The following is a 20,666-nucleotide window of genomic DNA, read 5'->3' as shown; positions in this document are numbered from 1 at the left end:
CCCCTTAAAACATGTAAGTTTCTTAACACTCTTTGAATAATGATCAACTTGCTTCTTTCAAAAATGTATTAGTGACATTCTATATTAAAAGTGTTAATCACATTATAAATTACAACATGAAAGTGATAATTTTGTCAAAGTTTTGAGAAAAATTTTTACCTGTTGCTTTATTATTGTTATATAAAAATAGGGAGTATTTCGATCCTGCTTACACTAAGCAGGATCCAATCTCCCTTATTGATCTATTATGAGTTTTATATATCCATGTCAACAAGACCATATAAATTTGCAAAATCCAGGCCATCTATTATTGTATAAGGGACCCCATCAAGATTAAAATTCTCCTAACACAACACTTGGATAATCCGCCTGAGTTTTATTGAAGCTGGCAGCCAGTATAATAACATCAGCCATATTAACTGAATTATCCTTGTTAAAATCTGCATAGGACATAAATCCTGTATCGGTGGATGTTTTACCGAAGGATTTTGCAACCTCAATGACATCTGCCATGTTAATAGCATTATTCTGAATATCATTTACAGGTATATCACCAGCCCAGACATCAATAGGTGCTGCATTTGAGGATATTTTTCTGTCTCCGTTAACTATTATAGGAGAAACCTTTCTTGTAAGATAGCCCTTTTTGCTCATTACAAGAGTATATTCCTTGTTGCCTGGTACATTTTTGATTTCAAAATAACCGTTCTCATCTGACAATGCACTTAATGAAGTGCCTTCAAACTCAACCTTAAAGCCTGATTGTACAGAAGCTGCCTGAGCTCCGGTATAGCTAAAGCCTGGCTTTAGATATCCGTAAACCTTATAGCCTGTCTGAGAGCTTGTGGTTGGAGTAGGAGTTGCTTTTGTAGGTGTTGGTGTTGATGAAGATGATCCTGTAGGAGGCTCCATTCCATAAACCAATACACCGTTATCATATACAGGCATATTAGTAACTTTCACAGCTGCATTGGAGTCAGTTGATACTCCTTTAAATGAGAAGTCGTTTTTGTTATCCCAGTAGGTAGTTGCCTGAGGAGCTGCAATTCTGAACTGTATTTCATGCTTATGAGCAGACTGTCCGCCAGGATATATTTTGGTGCCTGTAAAGTCTAGGGTTACGTAGTATATATTTTTGGATGCATCCCAAGCAGTAAGTCCTTTAGCGGTACCGCCCTGGCTGTAGTTGGAAGAAACAACTATATCGGAAGGTTTTGCACCTGCAGCGATTACTTCCGATAAATCTACAAAATATCTGAAGGAAAGCTTATCTCCCATCCTTGCAGGCCATGCCGATTTGTTAAGGAGGAATGCTCTTATTTCAATATGGTTTGCACTCTGATTGTTGATAGCTGCTTCTACACTGAATTCATCTTCTGTCACAGGCTCAATTGCTTTGTAATTCGGTATAGGGTCGCCGCCGTAATCTTCATACATTTTTGCACATGCACCTACAAATCCTGCATTGTAGTCACATGCTACTTCGTTTGATTCATAATCGTCAACCTTGTCATAATATGTATTGTCCGCTGCACTCTTAGGTCCGCCAACAAGGGCTCCGATAAGTGTATGTCTGTGGTTCTCAGGTACTTTCATGGAATCATACCATGATCCGTGAGCTGTCCTGTGGTGATAGTGCTGCGGCGGATTTACACCAAAACCTGTAAGGAAGCTTCTTCCAGTGCTTCCAAGACAGTAATCGATTTGCTGCTTTGAAAAATCGTTATAAACCTTTGCTTTATCTGATGAACATCCATTCCAGTCTGCATAAACGCTTGCTAAAAATGCGGTGGTGGATGCATGCCTCAAGGAACCCCATGTAGTTAACCATGCCAGACCTTTAGCGGTATAGGCTATACGTGAGGAACCTACCCCAACGGACCACCAATCCAAGTGTCTTTCAATAGCTTCCTTGTAAACAGTTTTTTCAGTTAACTTTGCAAGCAGCAGAAAAGAACCCATAAGCTTATCATCCCAGCACATTCCCCATCTGAATTTAAGGTCAGTGGACTGGTTTTCTCTCTGCCAGCTAGGTTCAAAGGATTCTGCTTTGGTGAGATATGTTTTATCCTGCGTAGCCATATATATCCAGATTGATGCCCAGGTCAATTCATCTATAAATCCGCTGTGTGAAGTATAGAAGTTCAATGCAGCGGTATAACCCTTGTCGCTTCTTGTGGTGTCGGCAAAAGTAAAGAGCTCTTTTGCATGTTTCAAACAGTTTGCAGCATATGTAGGATCGGTTTCCTTAAATATAATTGATGCTGAGGCGAGTGCAGCTGCAGTTTCAGCGACAACTGTGGAACCGGGATTTGCAGTGGTGAGCTTGTAGGACGGTCTGGCCATCTGCATAACCTCGCAAGGCCCCCACCATTTGTGGTCATCGTTTCCGTCGCCAACCTGGTAGTAGAATTCGTTTGGTGCTGTGTGACACTTGATAAGATAGTCGGTGGCCCACTTAATGTTGTCTAAAATATAGGGAAGTTGTCCACTTTTTTTGTAGGCATCCCTTGCTTCATACACACTCCATGAGAGCATGGAAACTGTGTAGGCCATGGGGAGATTGAACTTTACATGATCACCGGCATCATACCAGCCGCCTGTAAGATCAACACCAACATCGGCACCATCTGTCAGCCCTGAGTCACCGCGCCAGTTCATTCTCTTGTCTGCTGGTAGCTTTCCGGAACGCTGGAATTCATAAAACATAATCGACTTTTGTAATGCTTCACCATAGTTATAGCTTGGTGCAGCATTTACAGTCGCTGTACTCTGCGGTATGATTACTGTTGATATAAGCAGAGTGGCCGAGAGGAACACTGATACCTTTTTAAATAAACCTTTTTTTGTAAACATCTTAACCTCCTATTAAAATATATTTTTATTAAAGCTTTGTCGTTTTTCAGACCCCCTTTTAAAAATTAATATTGATTTTAATATAAAAATCAAATTAATTTTTTACTTTGTCTATCGCAAATAACGCTGAACCGTTCGTTATTTGCTCTGCCAAATGTAAAATTAATATTGATTTTTATTTAATTATAACATTTTGGGGATTGATGGGCAATTCCTTACATTCAAAGGTTTCGAGGCGAAAAAAATACAGTTTATGGATATGTTTATGCCTTCTGAAAGCGTTATACATTTTATTTGCCAAATATATATATAATATAGTTTGTATCAATTGGATGTGCTACAGACAAATGTTATAGATTTATATCTTTATAATTCAGAAAAAGTTTATTTTGCTGATAATAATGAATTTTGCTAATGTAGTGAAATTAATATTGCATATTTACATTATTTGATATATAATTTTTTAAAATAGTACCAGGTAATAATAGTTTATAATAATTAATGATTATGGGGTGGTAATTTAATGGCAAATATAGACAAAATAAATGAGCTCCATGCGAAAAAGGAAAGTATCAGTCTTGGCGGAGGTGCCGACAAGATTGCAAAACAGCATGAAAGCGGAAAAATGACAGCTAGGGAAAGATTAAATGTACTTTTTGATGAAAACAGCTTTGTTGAAATTGACGCATTTGTAGAAACAAGAAGCATAGAGTTTGGAATGCAGAAGAAAAAAGTGCCTGGGGACGGCGTTGTAACAGGATACGGAACCGTTAACGGCCGGCTCGTGTTTGTGTCATCACAGGATTTTACCGTAATAGGCGGTTCTTTAGGTGAAATGCATGCCAAGAAAATCACAAAAGTAATGGATATGGCAATGAAAATGGGTACTCCCTTCTTAAGCATCAATGATTCAGGAGGAGCAAGAATCGAAGAAGGTATAGACTCACTTAGCGGTTTTGGTGATATATTCTTCAGGAATACCCTTGCATCAGGTGTAATACCCCAGATATCGGTAATAATGGGACCATGTGCAGGAGGTGCTGTTTATTCACCAGCTATTACAGACTTTATATTCATGGTGGAGAAGACCAGCCAGATGTTCATAACAGGACCTCAGGTTATAAAGGCTGTAACAGGTGAGGATGTCAGCTTTGAAAAACTCGGTGGAGCTGATACTCACAATTCAACAAGCGGGGTTGCTCACTTTAAGAGCAGCAGTGAAATGGAATGTATCGAAGAAATCAAGAGACTCATAGGTTTCCTTCCTGACAACAACCTTTCGGATACTCCGTATGAGCCAAAGGGAGATGACTTAAACAGGATTGATGAAGAGCTAAACGAGATAATTCCTGAAGGTGCCAACAAGCCTTATGACATGTTGGAGGTTATAACAAAAATCGTTGATAACGGAGACTTCCTTGAGATACAAAAGCATTTCGCAAAAAACATCATTATCGGATTAGGAAGATTGAACGGCGGTACTGTGGGTATAATTGCCAACCAGCCAAAATTCATGGCAGGGGCTTTAGATGTTAACTCTTCCGACAAAGCAGCACGTTTTGTTCGTTTCTGTGATGCCTTTAATATTCCTGTAATAACCCTTACAGATGTTCCTGGGTATCTTCCGGGAGTAGGGCAGGAGCATAATGGTGTTATAAGACACGGTGCAAAGCTTCTTTACTCATTCTCCGAAGCTACCGTTCCAAAGATAAACGTAATATTGAGAAAAGCCTACGGCGGTGCTTATATAGCAATGAACAGCAAACATTTAGGAGCAGATATGGTATTGGCATGGCCAAGTGCTGAAATAGCTGTTATGGGCCCTGACGGAGCTGCAAACATAATATTCAGAAAAGAGATACAATCTGCTGAAAACCCTGTTGAAGCAAGGACTGCAAAGATTGAGGAATATAGAAATAAGTTTTCAAATCCTTATGTTGCAGCATCAAGAGGATATGTGGATGATGTTATTGAGCCTGCAACTACAAGAATTAGGCTCATTAATGCCCTTGAAATGCTTTCAAGCAAACGTGAAAACAGGCCTGCTAAGAAGCATGGAAACATTCCTCTATAAGCAAGTCGAGAGACATTAAACCGGAGGGTATTATGGGAAATAAGACTGTAAATAAGATAGATGAGGAAATAGTGGCAGCTATATCCGCTGCAATAGCACAAATGGACACAAGGCAGGGATATAGACTTGTTGTAAAAAATATAAAAAGGGTTCCAACCGCATCACCGGTCTGGAATACTATGGGAAGAACTGAAAGGCTTTCAAGAAAGCTTAATACGTAACAATAGATTGGAGGATAAATAATATGAAAAAATATATGATAAAGGTTAATGGAAACCAGTATGAAGTTGAGGTAGAAGAAGTAAAGGTTGATATGGCAGCTCAAGTATTATCCGAGCCCGTAAAAGCTGCACCTGTTAGTGCGGCTCCAGCAGCACCTGCATCAGCACCGGCACCAAAGAAGGATACTGCAGTTCCACAGGGAGCAACAACAGTTACTGCTCCAATGCCCGGAACAATCCTTAAGGTTAATGTTAATTCTGGAGATGCAGTTAAAAAGGGTCAGGTACTTTTGATACTTGAAGCCATGAAAATGGAAAACGAAATTACAGCTCCAAAGGATGGAACCATTGCTTCTGTAAACGTTGCAAAAGGTACTGCAGTGAGTGCTGGAGATGTTATGGTTTCTATATCATAATTCAGGTGCTTTGAAAAAATAACTTAACTTTTAAGATAACTGATGTAAACGAATAGATTCGGGGAAGGTTGGTGGAATATGCCAAAGGTTGGTATTACGGAAACGGTTTTAAGGGATGCTCATCAATCCCTTGTAGCAACCAGAATGAAGACGGATGATATGCTTCCTATATTGGAAAAATTGGATAGTGTTGGCTATCACTCACTAGAGGCATGGGGAGGAGCTACTTTTGATGCATGTCTCAGGTTCCTTGACGAAGACCCTTGGGAAAGGCTGAGGAAGATCAGAAGTAAAACCAAAACAAAGCTTCAGATGCTGTTAAGAGGCCAGAATATACTTGCGTACAAGAATTTTGCAGATGACGTGGTAGAGTACTTTGTACAGAAGTCCATTTCAAATGGTATTGATATTTTAAGAATATTTGATGCATTAAATGATCCAAGAAATATTGAGACAGCTATAAAGGCGTGTAAAAAGGAAGGCGGCCATGCACAGGCGACTGTTTGTTATACCGTAAGTCCTGTTCACAGCCTGCAGCATTTCGTAAATGACGCTAAGCAATTGGTGGAAATGGGAGCAGACTCCATATGTATAAAGGATATGGCAGGTCTTTTGACGCCATATTCAGCATATGAACTTGTAAAAGCATTGAAGGAAAACGTTAAGGTGCCTCTGCAGTTACATACCCATTATACCAGCGGTGTGGGATCAATGACTTACCTTAAAGCAATAGAGGCAGGTATTGATGTGGTTGACTGTGCGATTTCACCAATGGCACTTGGTACATCTCAGCCTGCGACAGAACCTCTTGTAGCAACATTGAAGGATACTCCGTATGATACAGGTCTTGATCTTGGCTTATTAAGTGAAATAGCTGATTATTTCAGACCCATAAAGGATAAGTACCTAGAAAGCGGATTATTGGATGTTAAGGTTATGGGAGTTGATGTTAACGCACTTATATACCAGGTTCCGGGCGGAATGCTCTCCAATCTGGTTTCCCAGCTAAAGCAGTCCAATGCAGTAGATAAATATGAAGAAGTGTTGAAAGAAGTGCCTCGTGTACGTGAAGACTTCGGTTATCCACCGCTTGTTACACCTACCAGTCAGATAGTAGGAACACAGGCTGTATTAAATGTCCTGATGGGCGAAAGATACAAGATGGTGCCAAAGGAATCAAAAGCCCTTGTTAAAGGAGAATACGGAAAGACTCCAGCACCTATTCCAGAAGAAATCTCTAAGAAGATTTTAGGGGATGAAGAGCCGATTACATGCAGACCTGCAGATCTTTTATCTCCTGAGCTTGACAGCATAAGAGAGCAGATGAAAGAATATTTGGAGCAGGATGAAGACGTATTGTCATATGCTTTGTTCCCGCAGGTGGCAGAGAATTTCTTCAAGCTTCGTCAAGCCGGCAAATATGCTATTGACAGCAACCTGGTGGATTATAAAGATAAGGTTCATCCGGTGTAGGTTTGTAGATACGATTAGGTTTGGACTATGCACAAACAGTAAATAACTCGAAAATTTGGAAGTTATATCATAATGTAATCTCCTAATTTGTGAGTTGAAAAATTATGTAAAAATGCTATAATAAAAATTGTAAAACAATGTTATACTTTGGGGAAGCAAAGTTCAAATTGGTACAGTTTTTATTAAGTGTTTTATTATTGGACCATAAATATAGAAATAGTCTAAAGGTTTAATATTAAATCAATTGATATTATTAGTTGTGTATAAAGCTTTGTTATCCTAATATTCCTTAGGGTATACAAGGCTTTTTATATTATATTTTAACATTTTATTTTTGGGGGGTAAAAAGTGAAGACTAAATTAAAAAGGCTATTGGCAGGCTTGGTGATTGTATCGCTGTTAGCCGGCCAGTGCACTTCAAGCTTTTCTACCGGAGAGCCGGTAGAGACAGATCAAAAGATTGAGAGAGCTTTGGAAAATACTCCTAAAGCATCCTCGGTGCCATCATCAGTAACAGCAGTTCCTGATGTAACTAAAGCTGTGTATACAGCAATACCAACATCTGTAGTTACTCCTACTCTTATTCCCAGGGTTAATGTAAGTACAGATTCATCAATTCCGCCATCTTCGGAAATCATAAAAACTGAAGAGATTTTACAGACACCGGTTACGCAAGAGGTATATGGAAGCTACGCTCTATCGGCACCATTAAACCTATCTGTAGAATCCAAAACCGAATCGACCGTAACATTAAAGTGGGAATCACCCGCAGAAGATGCCGGCATTACAGACTATGAGTTGTATGAAGGGGAAAGTGTCGTTGGAAGTGTTTATGCAGGAACGACATCATATAAAGTGGAAAATTTAAAGCCCTATACGCCATATAGTTTTGTGGTTAAATCCAAGGATAAATCGGGAAACCTATCACAGCCAAGCAATAAGTTGGATGTAAAATTAACTGTGGAACCTGCACATATAAAATCCGATCTCAGGCTGTATGAAGATAAGGTATATGGGGATCTGTACATAGATTCGGGTAACATAGACTTAAATGGACATAAAATAACGGTAAACGGTAATTTTGTTCAAAGTAACGGTAATTTTAATATAAATTTCGGCCAATTGGATGTCACAGGTAACTTCCAGAATTCGAGCAATGTCAATGTAAGAGGCGGTCAAATCAATGTAGGAGGCAATTTCGCCCAATATGGCAATGTGGAGCTAGCGGGAGGAAAGGTAATTGTTGGCGGCAATTATTCACTACCTTATCCTTCATACGGCCGTCTTGTAATGACAAATGAAGATGATTATCTGCTTGTAAAAGGCAGTTTCTTTACTCAGACTTATTATAACCACGATGGGTATTTGACAGCCGGTGTGCTGGAAGTAAAAGGTGACTTTACTGAAAAGGTGCATTATTACAGGTACAATTTCAAAGCTACCGGAAAGCACAAGGTTGTGCTAAGTGGCACAGGCTTGCAAACTGTGAACTTTGAAGCAGCAGAATCAGGTTTTGCGACTTTGGAGCTTAATAACAATTCCCTTCAGGGTGTTAAATTTGCAACACCCATAAACGCTGTAAATTTCATAAGAAATGCTTGCAAGGTTTCATTTACCAATGGTGATGTCACAGGGTGGAAACTTGATAAAGATGAGACATATGATGGAGATCTTTATCTGGCAGGAGAAACTCTGGATTTAAACGGACATAGACTAACTGTAAACGGCAGCCTTATTCAATCAGGCGGCACTGTATACATTAACGGAGGTCAGCTTACCGTTACAGGGGATTACAGGATGCAAACAGCTTCCAAAGCAGGTAATGGTGTGATCTCCTATAGCTATGGAAACGGATACCTTAAGATGGTAAATGATATTGACTATGTTAAAGTGGAGGGAAGTTTTATAACCCAGTCCCAATATAGTCATAGCGGTATGTTGACAGCCGGAACGCTTGAGGTAAAGGGTGACTTTATTCAAAAAAGGCAGGTAGCTAATGATAATTTTAAAGCTGGAAAATCCCATAAAATAATACTGAGTGGTTCAAACAAGCAAAACGTGGCATTTGACAGTTCTTCCAGCCAATATTCATGTTTTGGAACATTGGAAATCATAAATAGCTCAGCAGCTGGTGTGAGTTTTGGAACTAAAACAGTTATAGCAGGAGAGATAAAAACAACTACAACACCACTTACTGACAGCAGGAATATTTATCTGGCATCCACTGCTTCAATTGTATGGGATACTTGGCCTTATGACTTAAGCATTGAGGAGAATAGGACACTTAATAAAGATTTGGCTATATCAGGTGACTTTTATATTAACGGAGGAACTTTCAATCAGAACAATTACAAGGTAAGTATAGGAAAAAGCCTCAGTATATCATCTGATGTAACATTAAGCGGCAGTGTTTCAGTCGGAAAGGATCTTACAATAAACAGTACCCTTAATTTGAATGGGCAAAAGGTTAATGTTGGGGGGAATGTTTCACAGTCAGGCACCCTTATAGTCGGCGGTGGACAGATGTCGGCAGCGGGAAACTATACAGTGCCATACCCGTCATACGGCAGGCTCCAAATGACAAATGAAAAGGATTATCTTTTGGTAGAAGGCAGCTTCTTTACACAGACCTATTACAGTCATGATGGTTATTTAACGGCAGGAATTCTGGAGGTAAAGGGAGATTTTACACAGAAGGTACATTACTATAGATATAATTTTAAAGCCACTGGGAGCCACAAGGTTGTATTAAGCGGCACCGGATTGCAGACAGTAAGCTTTGAGGCTGCGGAATCAGGCTTTTCTACACTGGAAATTAAAAATTACTCTGACCAGGGAGTAAAATTTGTAACCCCACCAAATGTTACCACACTAATAAGAAACGGATGCAAAATTTCGTTTACCAATGGTGATATTCTAGGTTGGAAGTTGGAAAAGGATGAAACATATGAAGGAGACCTGTACTTAGCAGGTGAAACCCTTGATTTAAACGGTTATAATCTGTTGGTTAAAGGCAATATTATTCAGTCCGGCGGTACTTTATTTATAAATGGGGGACAGCTAACCATAGAAGGCGATTATAGAATGCAGACCGCTGCAAAAGCTACCGACGGAACTGTTTCCTACAGCTATGGAAACGGATACCTTAAGATGGTTAATGAGAAAGACTATATAAAGGTAAATGGAAGCTTTATAACTCAATCACAATATAGCCATAACAGCTTGCTGACTGCCGGTATTCTTGAGATAAAAGGAGATTTTATCCAAAAAAGGCAGATTGCTTATGACAACTTTAAAGCGGGAGGAACTCATAAGGTTGTATTAAGCGGTACAGCATTACAGAATATTTCTTTTGACAGTCCTGCAAGCCAGTATTCTTGCTTTGGTACACTGGAAATAACCAATAGCTCACAGCAGGGAGTCAAATTTGTTACAAAAACTGTAGTAGCTGTGGAAGCAAAAACTACAACCACACCTTTAACAGACAGCCGGAATATTTATCTTGGAGGGGCTGCAGTCATAAGCTGGGATACATGGCCTTATGACCTTTGCTTTGAAGAAAATCGGACACTTCAAAAGGATTTGAATATATCAGGGGATCTTTATATAAATGGTGGCAGCTTTAACCAAAACAAATATAAGATAAGCATTGCGAAAAGCCTTAATTTATCATCCGATGTTACATTAAGCGGTGAAGTCACAGTTGGTAAGGATTTATCCATAAGCAGCACATTAAACCTGGCAGGACAAAAAGTTACTGTAGGGGGGAATGTTACTCAGTCAGGCACTCTTGTTATGGGAGGCGGGCAGATGTTGGTTGCAGGAAATTATACTTTACCATACCCATCTTATGGACGAATTCAAATGACAAATGAGAAAGACTACCTTTTAGTTGGGGGCAGTTTCTTTACACAAGCCTATTACAACCATGACAGTTACCTAACTGCCGGGGTGCTGGAGGTTAAGGGGGACTTTACTGAAAGGGTACATTACTATAGATATAATTTCAGGGCAACAGGAAAACATAAGGTAATTTTGAGCGGAACCGGCTTGCAGACAGTTTATATGGAGGCGGCAGAGTCGGGATTTAATATATTGGAGCTTAATAATAATTCTGTACAAGGAATAAGATTTGCAACACCATTAAATGCAGTAACTTTTATAAGAAACGACTGCAAGGTTTCGTTTACCAATGGCGATGTTCTAGGGTGGAAGCTTGAGGAGGATGAAACTTATGAGGGAGATCTATATCTTGCAGGAGAGACCCTTGACTTAAACGGTCATAAGTTAACTGTAAAGGGTAACCTGATACAGTCCGGCGGAACCATATATATAAACGGAGGCCAGCTTGAGATAACCGGCGATTACAGGATGCAGACTGCCGCAAAAGCTGCAGATGGCACGATTACTTATGGCTATGGAAACGGATACCTTAAAATGGTAAATCAATCGGACTATGTTACGGTAGGGGGAAGCTTTATAACCCAATCCCAGTATAGTCATAATGGAATGCTTGCAGCAGGTACTCTTGAGGTTTTGGGGGATTTTGTACAAAAGAGGCAGATAGCCTATGACAACTTCAAAGCCGGTGTAACCCATAAAACAATTCTAAGGGGAGCAGGCTTGCAGAATGTCTCCTTCGATTCTCCGGCAAGCGGATATTCTTGCTTTGGAATTTTGGAAATAACAAACAGCTCAGAAAAAGGTGTAAAGTTTTTAACAAAAACTTATGTTACAGGAGAATTAAAAGAGACAACTGCACTTCTTACAGATAGCAGAAACCTTTATCTTGGAGCAACTGCAGTTATAAACTGGGATGTATGGCCCTATGATTTAAGCATGGAAGAAAACAGGACGCTAAATAAGGATTTAAATATTTCGGGTGATTTGTTTATAGATGCGGGGGCCTTCAACCAGAACAAATTTAAAATAAGTGTTGGGAAAAGCCTTAATATATCAGCTAGTATAACCTTAACAGCAGAATTAACAGTAAATAAGGATTTTAGCATTAACAACAATACCTTTAATGTTAATGGCCAGAAAGTCACAGTAGGAGGAAATGTCTCACAGACCGGAACTGTGGTTTTAGGTGGAGGACAAATGTCGGTAGCAGGCAATTATACGCTTCCATATCCATCCTATGGACGCCTTCAGATGACCAATCAAAAGGACTATCTGCTGGTTGGAGGCAATTTCTTTACTCAGTCGTATTACAATCTTGACGGGTACTTGACTGCGGGAGTTTTAGAAGTTAGAGGGGATTTTACCCAAAGGGTGCATTACTACAGGTATAATTTTAAAGCAACAGGAACCCACAAGGTGATATTAAGTGGTGCAGGCTTACAAACAGTTAGCTTTGAGGCAGCTGAATCAGGTTTTAGTACTCTTGAGCTTCTAAATAGCTCAGAGCAGGGAGTAAAATTTGCAACTCCATTAAGAGCGGTTACGTTTATAAGAAACGGCTGCAGAGTATCCTTTGCTAATGGAGACAAAATGGGATGGAAGCTTACAAAGGATGAGACTATTGATGGAGATCTATATCTTGCTGAAGATGTCCTTGATCTAAATGGTTATACGCTTACTGTAAAGGGAAATCTTGTGCAATCAGGAGGAACGGTTTATATAAACGGCGGTAAACTATTTGTTTCTGGGGATTATAGGATTCAAACCGCAGCAAAAGCAGCGGATGGAACAATAAGTTTCAGCTATAGTAACGGATTTCTCAAGATGGTAAACGATTCTGATTATATTGAGATTGGAGGAAACTTTATAACTCAATCACAATACAGCCATAATGGTTACTTAAAAGCAGGTGTAATAAATTTAAAGGGAGACTTTACACAAAAAAGACAAATAGCTGCAGATAACTTTAAAGCAGAAGGAACCCATACTTTGATGCTTAGCGGTAAAAACTTTCAGACAATATCCTTTGAAAACACAGAAAACGGAGAATCATCACTAGGCACTCTCGAGATTGCAAATACCTCGTTGCAGGGATTAAGGTTTGCTACAAAAACGGTAGTAACTGGAGAGGTGAAACTTACAAAATCTACTCTTGTGGACAGTGAAAATCTATATCTTGGCTCAACAGCAGCAATTAACTGGGAAAGCTGGCCATACAACCTCAGTATGGAAGGAAATACAACCCTAAAAAAGGATCTAAATATTCAAGGGAGCTTAAATATTTATAACGGCAATTTTAATCAAAACGGATATAAAATTAATGTTGAAAAGTCTATAAGCTTCTCGGCCAATGCAATATTAAGCAATGATGTGAATGCGGGAAAAGATATGGTACTAAACGGTACAATCGATTTGAAAGGCCATAAGCTTATTGCGGGAGGCAGTATCTCCCAATCAGGCAACTTAACCCTAAGCAGTGGGGAAATAAGGACAGCAGGCAGTTTTACCCAAAATGGAACTGTGGTAGTTAGCGGAGGTCAGATAGTAGTTGAAAAAGATTACTCCATACCTTATGGCACATACGGACGCTTTCAAATGACCAATGAAGCCGATTATGTGCTTGTTAAAAGAAATTTCTTTACCCAGACCTACTATGGTCACGAAGGCTATCTTACAGCTGGTGTACTGGAGGTTAGAGGTGACTTTACCCAAAGGGTACAGTATTACGGAAATAATTTTAAGGCAACAGGAACCCATAAAGTTATGTTAAATGGCAGCGGACTTCAAAATGTATATTTTGAAAACCCTGGCAGCTCAAGTTTTAACATATTATCCATTAACAAACAGATGGATATAGGATACACATTCAACAAGACACCTGTATGGAATAAGCTTCTTGAAGAAGAAAACGATAAAGAGCCTCCAACAGCTGTAATTGATTTATCTTCATCATCAAAGACAGAAACAAAGGTGTCACTGACATGGACTCCTTCAAATGATAATGTGGGGGTTGCCGGTTACTATGTATATCGTAATGGGGAACTTATATCTAGTACTGCAAAATCAAACTACCTTGATACAGATTTAATACCCGATACGCATTACGTATATAAGGTTGCAGCCTTTGATATTGTAAGAAATATTTCTGCAGACAGTAATATTATAGAAGTAAGAACAGAACCAGATATATCGGCACCTACTTCACCTAAAAACCTTACAGCAGCAGCTAAAACTCCAAATTCAGTATTGCTTTCATGGGTTGGATCAACAGATAATGTAAAGGTAATCGGATATAAGGTAATTAGAAACGGAGAAGAGCTAAAAACTACCACCGGTCTTAGCTTTTTAGACAGTGAACTTCCGCCCGGAACTTACAAATATATAATTAAAGCCTACGATAATGCTGGAAATATTTCAGAAGCCAGCAATGAATTGATATTTGACAATCAGGCACCTGCTGCACCGGAGCTGACGGTTGTAGATAAAACAACTACAACTATTTCCCTTAGCTGGACAGTGCCGGAGGATAATATCGGTGTAACGGCTTATGACATTTACAGAAATAATACAAAGATAAAAACTATTGCAACAAACAGCTATAAGGATGCAGGGTTAACTCCTGATTCTACATACACTTATTATGTAATAGCATATGATGCAGCAGGCAACCTGTCTGTTGCAAGCAATGAAAAGACAGTAGATACTGTAGTTGATACAGAGAAGCCTACCGTACCTGCTAATTTATCATTGGCATCTAGAACAGGGCACACCATATCATTAACATGGACAGCATCCACTGACAACGTAAGTGTAAAGGGGTATGAGATATACAGGGATGGGGCTTTAATATCTACATCGGCAACCAATAAATTTACCGATAAAGAGCTTGTACCGGATACAACATATAAATATTCAGTGGCTGCATATGACAATGCAGGAAACAAATCTGAGAAGTCTTTGGAGGTTAGCTGCACGCCGGTAATGCCTCATATAAAGAGTGTGTCGCCTTCCGATGGAACTACCATAGGTGGCACAGGTAATCAGTTAACAGTTAGCATTACAAACAGCTTCAACTATACCGGTGCGTATGCAACCTTTGAGTATTCCAAGGATGGAACCAACTGGATAAGCATAGGTTCTGGTACAGGAGCATCATGGAATTACAATGATATATGGTTCAGCATCAATTGGGATTATGCCGGAATTACCGAAAGCGGAAGCTATAAGGTAAGGTATACTGTTTATGATGCGGGAAGGGATTCGGACAGTTCCATAGTAACACTGGATTTGGACAGGTCAGCTCCATCTATACCGACTAATCTCACAGCGGTATCAAAGGAAGGCAGTATAGAGTTAAAGTGGGAAGCCAGCCCTGAACTTGATACAAACATCTATAGAGTTTACCGTTCTGTTGATGCGGGTGCAAGGTGGAGTTTGGCAGGAACAGTAACAGGTAGAAGCAATGTGAATTTTAAGGACACAGGTCTTGAGATAGGAAAAACGTATTACTACAAGATATCTGCTGTAGACAAGCTTGGGCTTGAGAGCAATACAACAGGGGTTATAAGTGCAATTGCAAGTTCCGAAACCACACCACCTGTTATTCTTGGCATAGAACCGGCAAACAATACCGTAATGGGATCAAACTGCAATATAGTAGTAAGAGCACAGGATAATGTACAGATATCAAGCATAAAGCTGCAGTATTCGTTAAACGGGACGGATAACTGGAATGACATAAGGACAGTTAATACTACCGGCAACGCCAATTTTAGCTGGACAACTCCCACTATGAACGGAAATGTATATATACGTGCAATAGCGGTTGACACATCAGGAAATGAAAGTGACGGAACTCCTGTAAGGGCTTATGTAATTGACCGTCAGGGACCCCAAAAGGTTACGGGATTGAAGGCAATTCCTGCATCAAATAACATAACCTTAAACTGGGATGATGTTCCCGACAATGATTTTTCATATTTCCAGGTAGAGTGTCAAAATGAGGATGGAAGCTTTAAAACTGTAGGTACAGTTAGCACCCAGAGGGGAATCCAGTTATTTGGATTATTAAACAACACTACTTTTGTATACAGGGTTTGTGCCTATGATAAATACGGAAACAGGGGTGAGGTATCGGAGACCCTATCGGTAACAACTACCGATGATGATATCAAGCCTGTCATAACTTACCTTGGACCAGTGTCAAAGAGGTATAAGGATAAACTGCTCCTTTCAGCTAGCATATACGACAACATAAAAGTAGTATCAGCCGTATTCCAGGTGTCGCGTGACAGAGCAGAGTGGACAGACATAGTAGCTCTCACTGCATCAGCATCAAATGCTTATGTTTCATACAATTATGATATATTGAAGCTTGAAGAAGGAAAAATATATATCCGTTGTATTGCAAAAGATGGGAGCGGAAATGTATCTGATGGAGTACCTATAAATGAGTATATAGTCGATCATACCCCACCGGCTACACCTACAGGGGTAGAGGTAGCAACTGGTGCCTCATACATTGATTTAAAATGGGACAAGGGCACTGAAGAAGATTTAAGCTATTACAATATATATAGATCTAAAGACGGAGGAGCCTATGAGAAAATAGCAAGCGGTTATCAGTATCTAAACATCAGGGACAGGAATCTGCAGAGCTCCATAAGCTACAGGTACAAAATAACAGCAGTAGACTCATCGGGTAATGAGAGTGAAGCATACCAAACACAGGCTGCAAAACTAATTACTGATACCGAAAAACCTCAGATTTTGAGTGTTTCATATGCCAATAATGCTGTTCTGCCTGCTAATCCAAGGATAAGAGTTCTTGCTGAAGACAACTATTTATTGGAAAGTATTACAATGAAATATCGTTTGGCAGGTTCCACGGAATGGACTTTAGTAAAAACCGTAAGCGGTATAAATAATTACAGCAATGTATGTGAATTTAATTGGGATTCAAAGGGACTTACCGAAGAAAATTATGAGGTGGTATTTACAGCAAAAGATGTAAACGGTTATGAAAGCGATGAACTGAAGGTAACATATAGTTTCAACCTGGCGGCTCCAAAAGCACCTGAATTGACAGCCAAAGCAGGAGGTTGGAAGGTAGAGCTTACATGGAGTGCCAACGCTGAACCTGATATGGCCGGATACCATGTATTAAGGAGCACAAATCCGGATGGAGGATTTTCGTTAATAGCAAAAACTACAAAAACATCATATGAGGATTTGGATGTTCAAGCAGGAACCAAATACTATTATAAGGTTGAGGCTGTTGATCAGTATCTCAATGCTTCAAAAAGCAATACAGCTTATGGGATACCCACAGTAGATGATACTGAAAATCCTGTTGCAGTAATTAAAGCTGAGACCCAGGCTACTACAAAATCATTGGTAAAATTTGATTCGAGCAGATCCTCGGATAACCACAAAATAGAAAAGGTATTGTGGAGCTTTGGAGATGGTGAAGAGTCAACAGAGGCTATTTCCTACCACAATTTCAGCACAGCAGGCGAGTATACCGTTAAGCTTACTGTTTATGACTCGGCAGGAAACAAAGGCTTCTCGGAACAAAAAATAAATATCATGGATGACGCAAATGCAAGCACAGTAAAGGTACAGGTTGTTGATGACTCAACAGGTACAGGCATAGGCGGTGCTGACATCGTGGTGAAGCTGCCTGACGGTACCGAAAAGAGTCTGGATGCAGATAGCAGCGGTATTGCTGAAGTACTTGTTCCTTTAATAAGTGCTCAGCAAAAGAACAGCTTTACAGCCTACGCATTCAAAAACGGTTATCAGCCTGCGAAGAGTGAAATCAGTATTACACCAGGTACGAACGCCAATGTTATAGTGAAGCTGCACCGTGGTGAAGTTGTAGATGGAAGTCTTACATTTAAAAGAATGACGCTTGATGAAATAAAAGCAGCAGGTATTGATGTAAGGTCAGCAGCAAACCAATATGTGTATAGTTTTACAATCCATTTGGGATATAAGATTATATGCAACGGCAACGGACAGATAGGTAATACAGGTTTAACACATACAACTTATGTCATAAATGACAGTGTAACATCAAAAAGAAAATATGTATACGTAAATGTAATACCGGCTCCAGACCCATCAGTTCCGCCAACTGTTTCATATATGGAAATACCGGGCGAAATGAGTATGCTTAAAGAGTTTTTCCAGGTAAACCTCACTGTACAAAACCTTGCACAAGGGGCGGAATTTGTACTGGAAGGCTCTAAAGCGAAGCTCAATGCTCCTTACGGACTTACTGTTGTAAAAGGTGAAATCAACCAAAATCTTACACCTGTTAATATTCCGGGTGGAGGAGAAGGAAAGGCATCTTGGATTATTCGGGGAGATGAAATAGGCGAATATTCGTTGTCTGCGGACTTTAGTGCAAGACTTCAGCCTTTTGATGCACTTATAGAGAAGAGATTTGTAGCAAAGGATAAGCTTAAGGTTTATGGGCTTAGTGCGATGAAGATATACTGTGAGGCAGAGAATATAGGATATAAGGATGACCCATACCTTATAAGGCTGGGCATAATGAATAAAGCAAGCTTTTCGCAGTATAATGTCTCATTTAAGCTTAAAGAAGGGACTAACTTCACTTTCAAGGAAGGACAGAATTTGGATATAAATATACCTGAACTCAAGGCAGGAGAGATCAAATGGTATGAATTCTGGCTGCTTCCAAGTGATGATCTGTCAGGACCCCTAGACCTAAGCCAGACAAAAGTAATAGCATCAACTGATGCTGTTGAGTGGGAGTTTACATCGATACAGAGGTCTAGAGGCAGCGGTCTTTCAGGTTGGTACTTTGATAATGAAAAGCTATGCGGTTCCTTTGAAGAGTCAATAGACGGAAATATTGATTTTAGCTGGGGCTCCGGTAAGCCTAAATCATGGATGAGCTCTTCAAAATACAGTGTACTTTGGGAAGGAAATATAAACTTAAAGTACAATGAAGAATATATGATCAGGGTAGATTCAAAGCAGGGAGTAAGGGTTTTTGTTGAAGATTTAAAGGTTGTGGATACCATATCAAACAATGGAGAGACTTCATTTAAAATATCTTATCCAGGTGCCAAAATACGTATTGAGTATTACCAAACCGGCAGCAATGAAGGCGGTATAAAGCTTTTATGGTCAAGCAAGACCCAGGCTGAAGAGGTTATTCCTTCAATGTATATGGAGAATGCGGGACAGAAGAATCTCTTCATGGTTGCAGTGGTAAGTAAATCAGACGGCTCATTGTTAAACGGGGCACAGATTTCTCTCACAGACAAGGATGGTAATACATATAAGGTAGTGAGCGGAAATTGTAAGGTGATAAACCAGTATGAAGGGCCTGAAACTGCAGGTTTTGGTATATTCATACCTGAAAGGGGCGATTACACCTTAAAGGTTGAGCTTCAGGGATACAATACTTATGAAATGGATATATCATACGATGGTTACAGCGATATGATGACTGTAGTTCTTGATAAAGAGACAAGCACAACTGCACCATATGTCATTGCAGCTTTTGATGAAACTTACAACAAAAAGGATTTATCCCTTTCTGCCACACGAATTGAAGTGGGAAGCAGCAGTCAGTACCGCATACATACTTACGTGAACTGGCGTGGACACAGGCCTGGAAATGTATATATTGTTAAGGGAGCAAAAAGCATATCTTCCTCTGACGGAATATTTGAAGCGGCACTTGGAAAAACATTTGACAGCTTAGCAGAAGATGTATATATCGTTGCAGAATCTGCTGATGGCTCAAGGTCTCAAATGTTTAAAGTAATGCTGCAATTTGAAGAACCTCCTCAAGTTTCTGAAGAGGCAGATACTGAGCTTCTTCCGCCACCATCTCCCATAAAGCTGCCCTTTGATACTTATGGAATTCTTGATGATGAAATAACATGCTCATTAGGGCCCCTAAAGGCTTGGCATAAAAAAGATGTTGAGTATAGCTCAAATGAGATAAAGGATCAATACGCTATCGGGATTGAGCTGGACAAAGATGCGTTAAGCAATGGTTTTGGTGATATAAAAGGTCAAATCAGAGATGATTTGAAGACTTTTGAAAATGGTTCCGGTGCATTGGCTGATGCTTATCAAAAAGCAAAAGCTTGGGAGGATTTGAGGAGAGAATTACAGAGGGTTTTCGGCAAGAAAGTCTTTAACTATTCAAACACACTGGACTACAGTGTTGGAGCCTTTGCTTATGCAGAGGTGGTCAGGCTTAAAGATGATCCTAAAAAGATAAAACAAGTTGACGTGGGAGTGCTGGTTCTTGGAGAGGCAGATTTTACTCATGAGCAGCAGTTCTTTATAGGTAGTGTGCCTATTGTAGCATTTATAACTCTACAGGGCAGCGTGGAATACAGACAGCTTGAAAGCAACTTGTCTATTGAGAACCTTGATGGAAGTAAACCATTTCGAATAACGCCAAAAGGAACGCTTAAGCTGGAAGGTTCTATAGAAGTAGGCGGAGGGGTTGGAATTGCCAAGGTTGCCTCGGTTACATTAAGCGGGCAGTTCGGTCCGAAGGTTGATATTATATATACACCAGACACGATAGACGTTCAGGCCGCTATATTTGCAAAACTCAATTTAACGCTTAAAGCACTTATATTTGAACGCAAGATTACATTAAAGGAAAAAGAATGGCCATTGAACTAGATTCATCACTTTTAATATAGTATTAATCTTTTG

General features: G+C 39.7%; 6 protein-coding genes. 5 read left to right on the top strand and 1 reads right to left on the bottom strand.

Annotated features, from left to right (window positions below):
- Positions 1-333 precede the first annotated feature (333 nt).
- Positions 334-2,856, bottom strand: a complete 2,523-nt coding sequence (locus VIO64_RS14985) for a glycoside hydrolase family 9 protein (protein ID WP_331919649.1) — start codon at positions 2,854-2,856, stop codon at positions 334-336.
- Positions 2,857-3,379: 523 nt separating this feature from the next.
- Here VIO64_RS14985 and VIO64_RS14980 point away from each other — a divergent pair.
- The 5 genes from VIO64_RS14980 (at position 3,380) to VIO64_RS14960 (ending at position 20,633) form a co-directional block, all read left to right on the top strand.
- Complete coding sequence (locus VIO64_RS14980; RefSeq protein WP_331919647.1) at positions 3,380-4,930, top strand: acyl-CoA carboxylase subunit beta; 1,551 nt, start codon at positions 3,380-3,382, stop codon at positions 4,928-4,930.
- Between the two features lie 32 nt (positions 4,931-4,962).
- Positions 4,963-5,151, top strand: coding sequence for a sodium pump decarboxylase subunit gamma (locus VIO64_RS14975; protein WP_331919645.1), 189 nt, complete (start codon positions 4,963-4,965; stop codon positions 5,149-5,151).
- Positions 5,152-5,174: 23 nt separating this feature from the next.
- Positions 5,175-5,567, top strand: coding sequence for a biotin/lipoyl-containing protein (locus tag VIO64_RS14970; RefSeq protein WP_331919643.1), 393 nt, complete (start codon positions 5,175-5,177; stop codon positions 5,565-5,567).
- A 78-nt stretch (positions 5,568-5,645) separates the two neighbouring features.
- Positions 5,646-7,040 (top strand): oxaloacetate decarboxylase subunit alpha, encoded by a 1,395-nt coding sequence (locus VIO64_RS14965; protein ID WP_331919641.1) that lies wholly within the window; start codon positions 5,646-5,648, stop codon positions 7,038-7,040.
- Positions 7,041-7,388: 348 nt separating this feature from the next.
- Positions 7,389-20,633 (top strand): fibronectin type III domain-containing protein, encoded by a 13,245-nt coding sequence (locus VIO64_RS14960; protein ID WP_331919639.1) that lies wholly within the window; start codon positions 7,389-7,391, stop codon positions 20,631-20,633.
- The last annotated feature ends 33 nt before the right edge of the window (positions 20,634-20,666 follow it).

The sequence above is a fragment of the Pseudobacteroides sp. genome (genome assembly GCF_036567765.1).
Lineage (GTDB): Bacteria > Bacillota > Clostridia > Acetivibrionales > DSM-2933 > Pseudobacteroides.
This window is presented reverse-complemented; position numbering and strand designations above follow the sequence as displayed.

Excerpts from the sequence above, each read along its gene's own strand:
- VIO64_RS14985 (WP_331919649.1), bottom strand. The coding sequence starts at position 2,856 with ATGTTTACAAAAAAAGGTTTATTTAAAAAGGTATCAGTGTTCCTCTCG.
- VIO64_RS14980 (WP_331919647.1), top strand. The coding sequence starts at position 3,380 with ATGGCAAATATAGACAAAATAAATGAGCTCCATGCGAAAAAGGAAAGT.
- VIO64_RS14975 (WP_331919645.1), top strand. The coding sequence starts at position 4,963 with ATGGGAAATAAGACTGTAAATAAGATAGATGAGGAAATAGTGGCAGCT.
- VIO64_RS14970 (WP_331919643.1), top strand. The coding sequence starts at position 5,175 with ATGAAAAAATATATGATAAAGGTTAATGGAAACCAGTATGAAGTTGAG.
- VIO64_RS14965 (WP_331919641.1), top strand. The coding sequence starts at position 5,646 with ATGCCAAAGGTTGGTATTACGGAAACGGTTTTAAGGGATGCTCATCAA.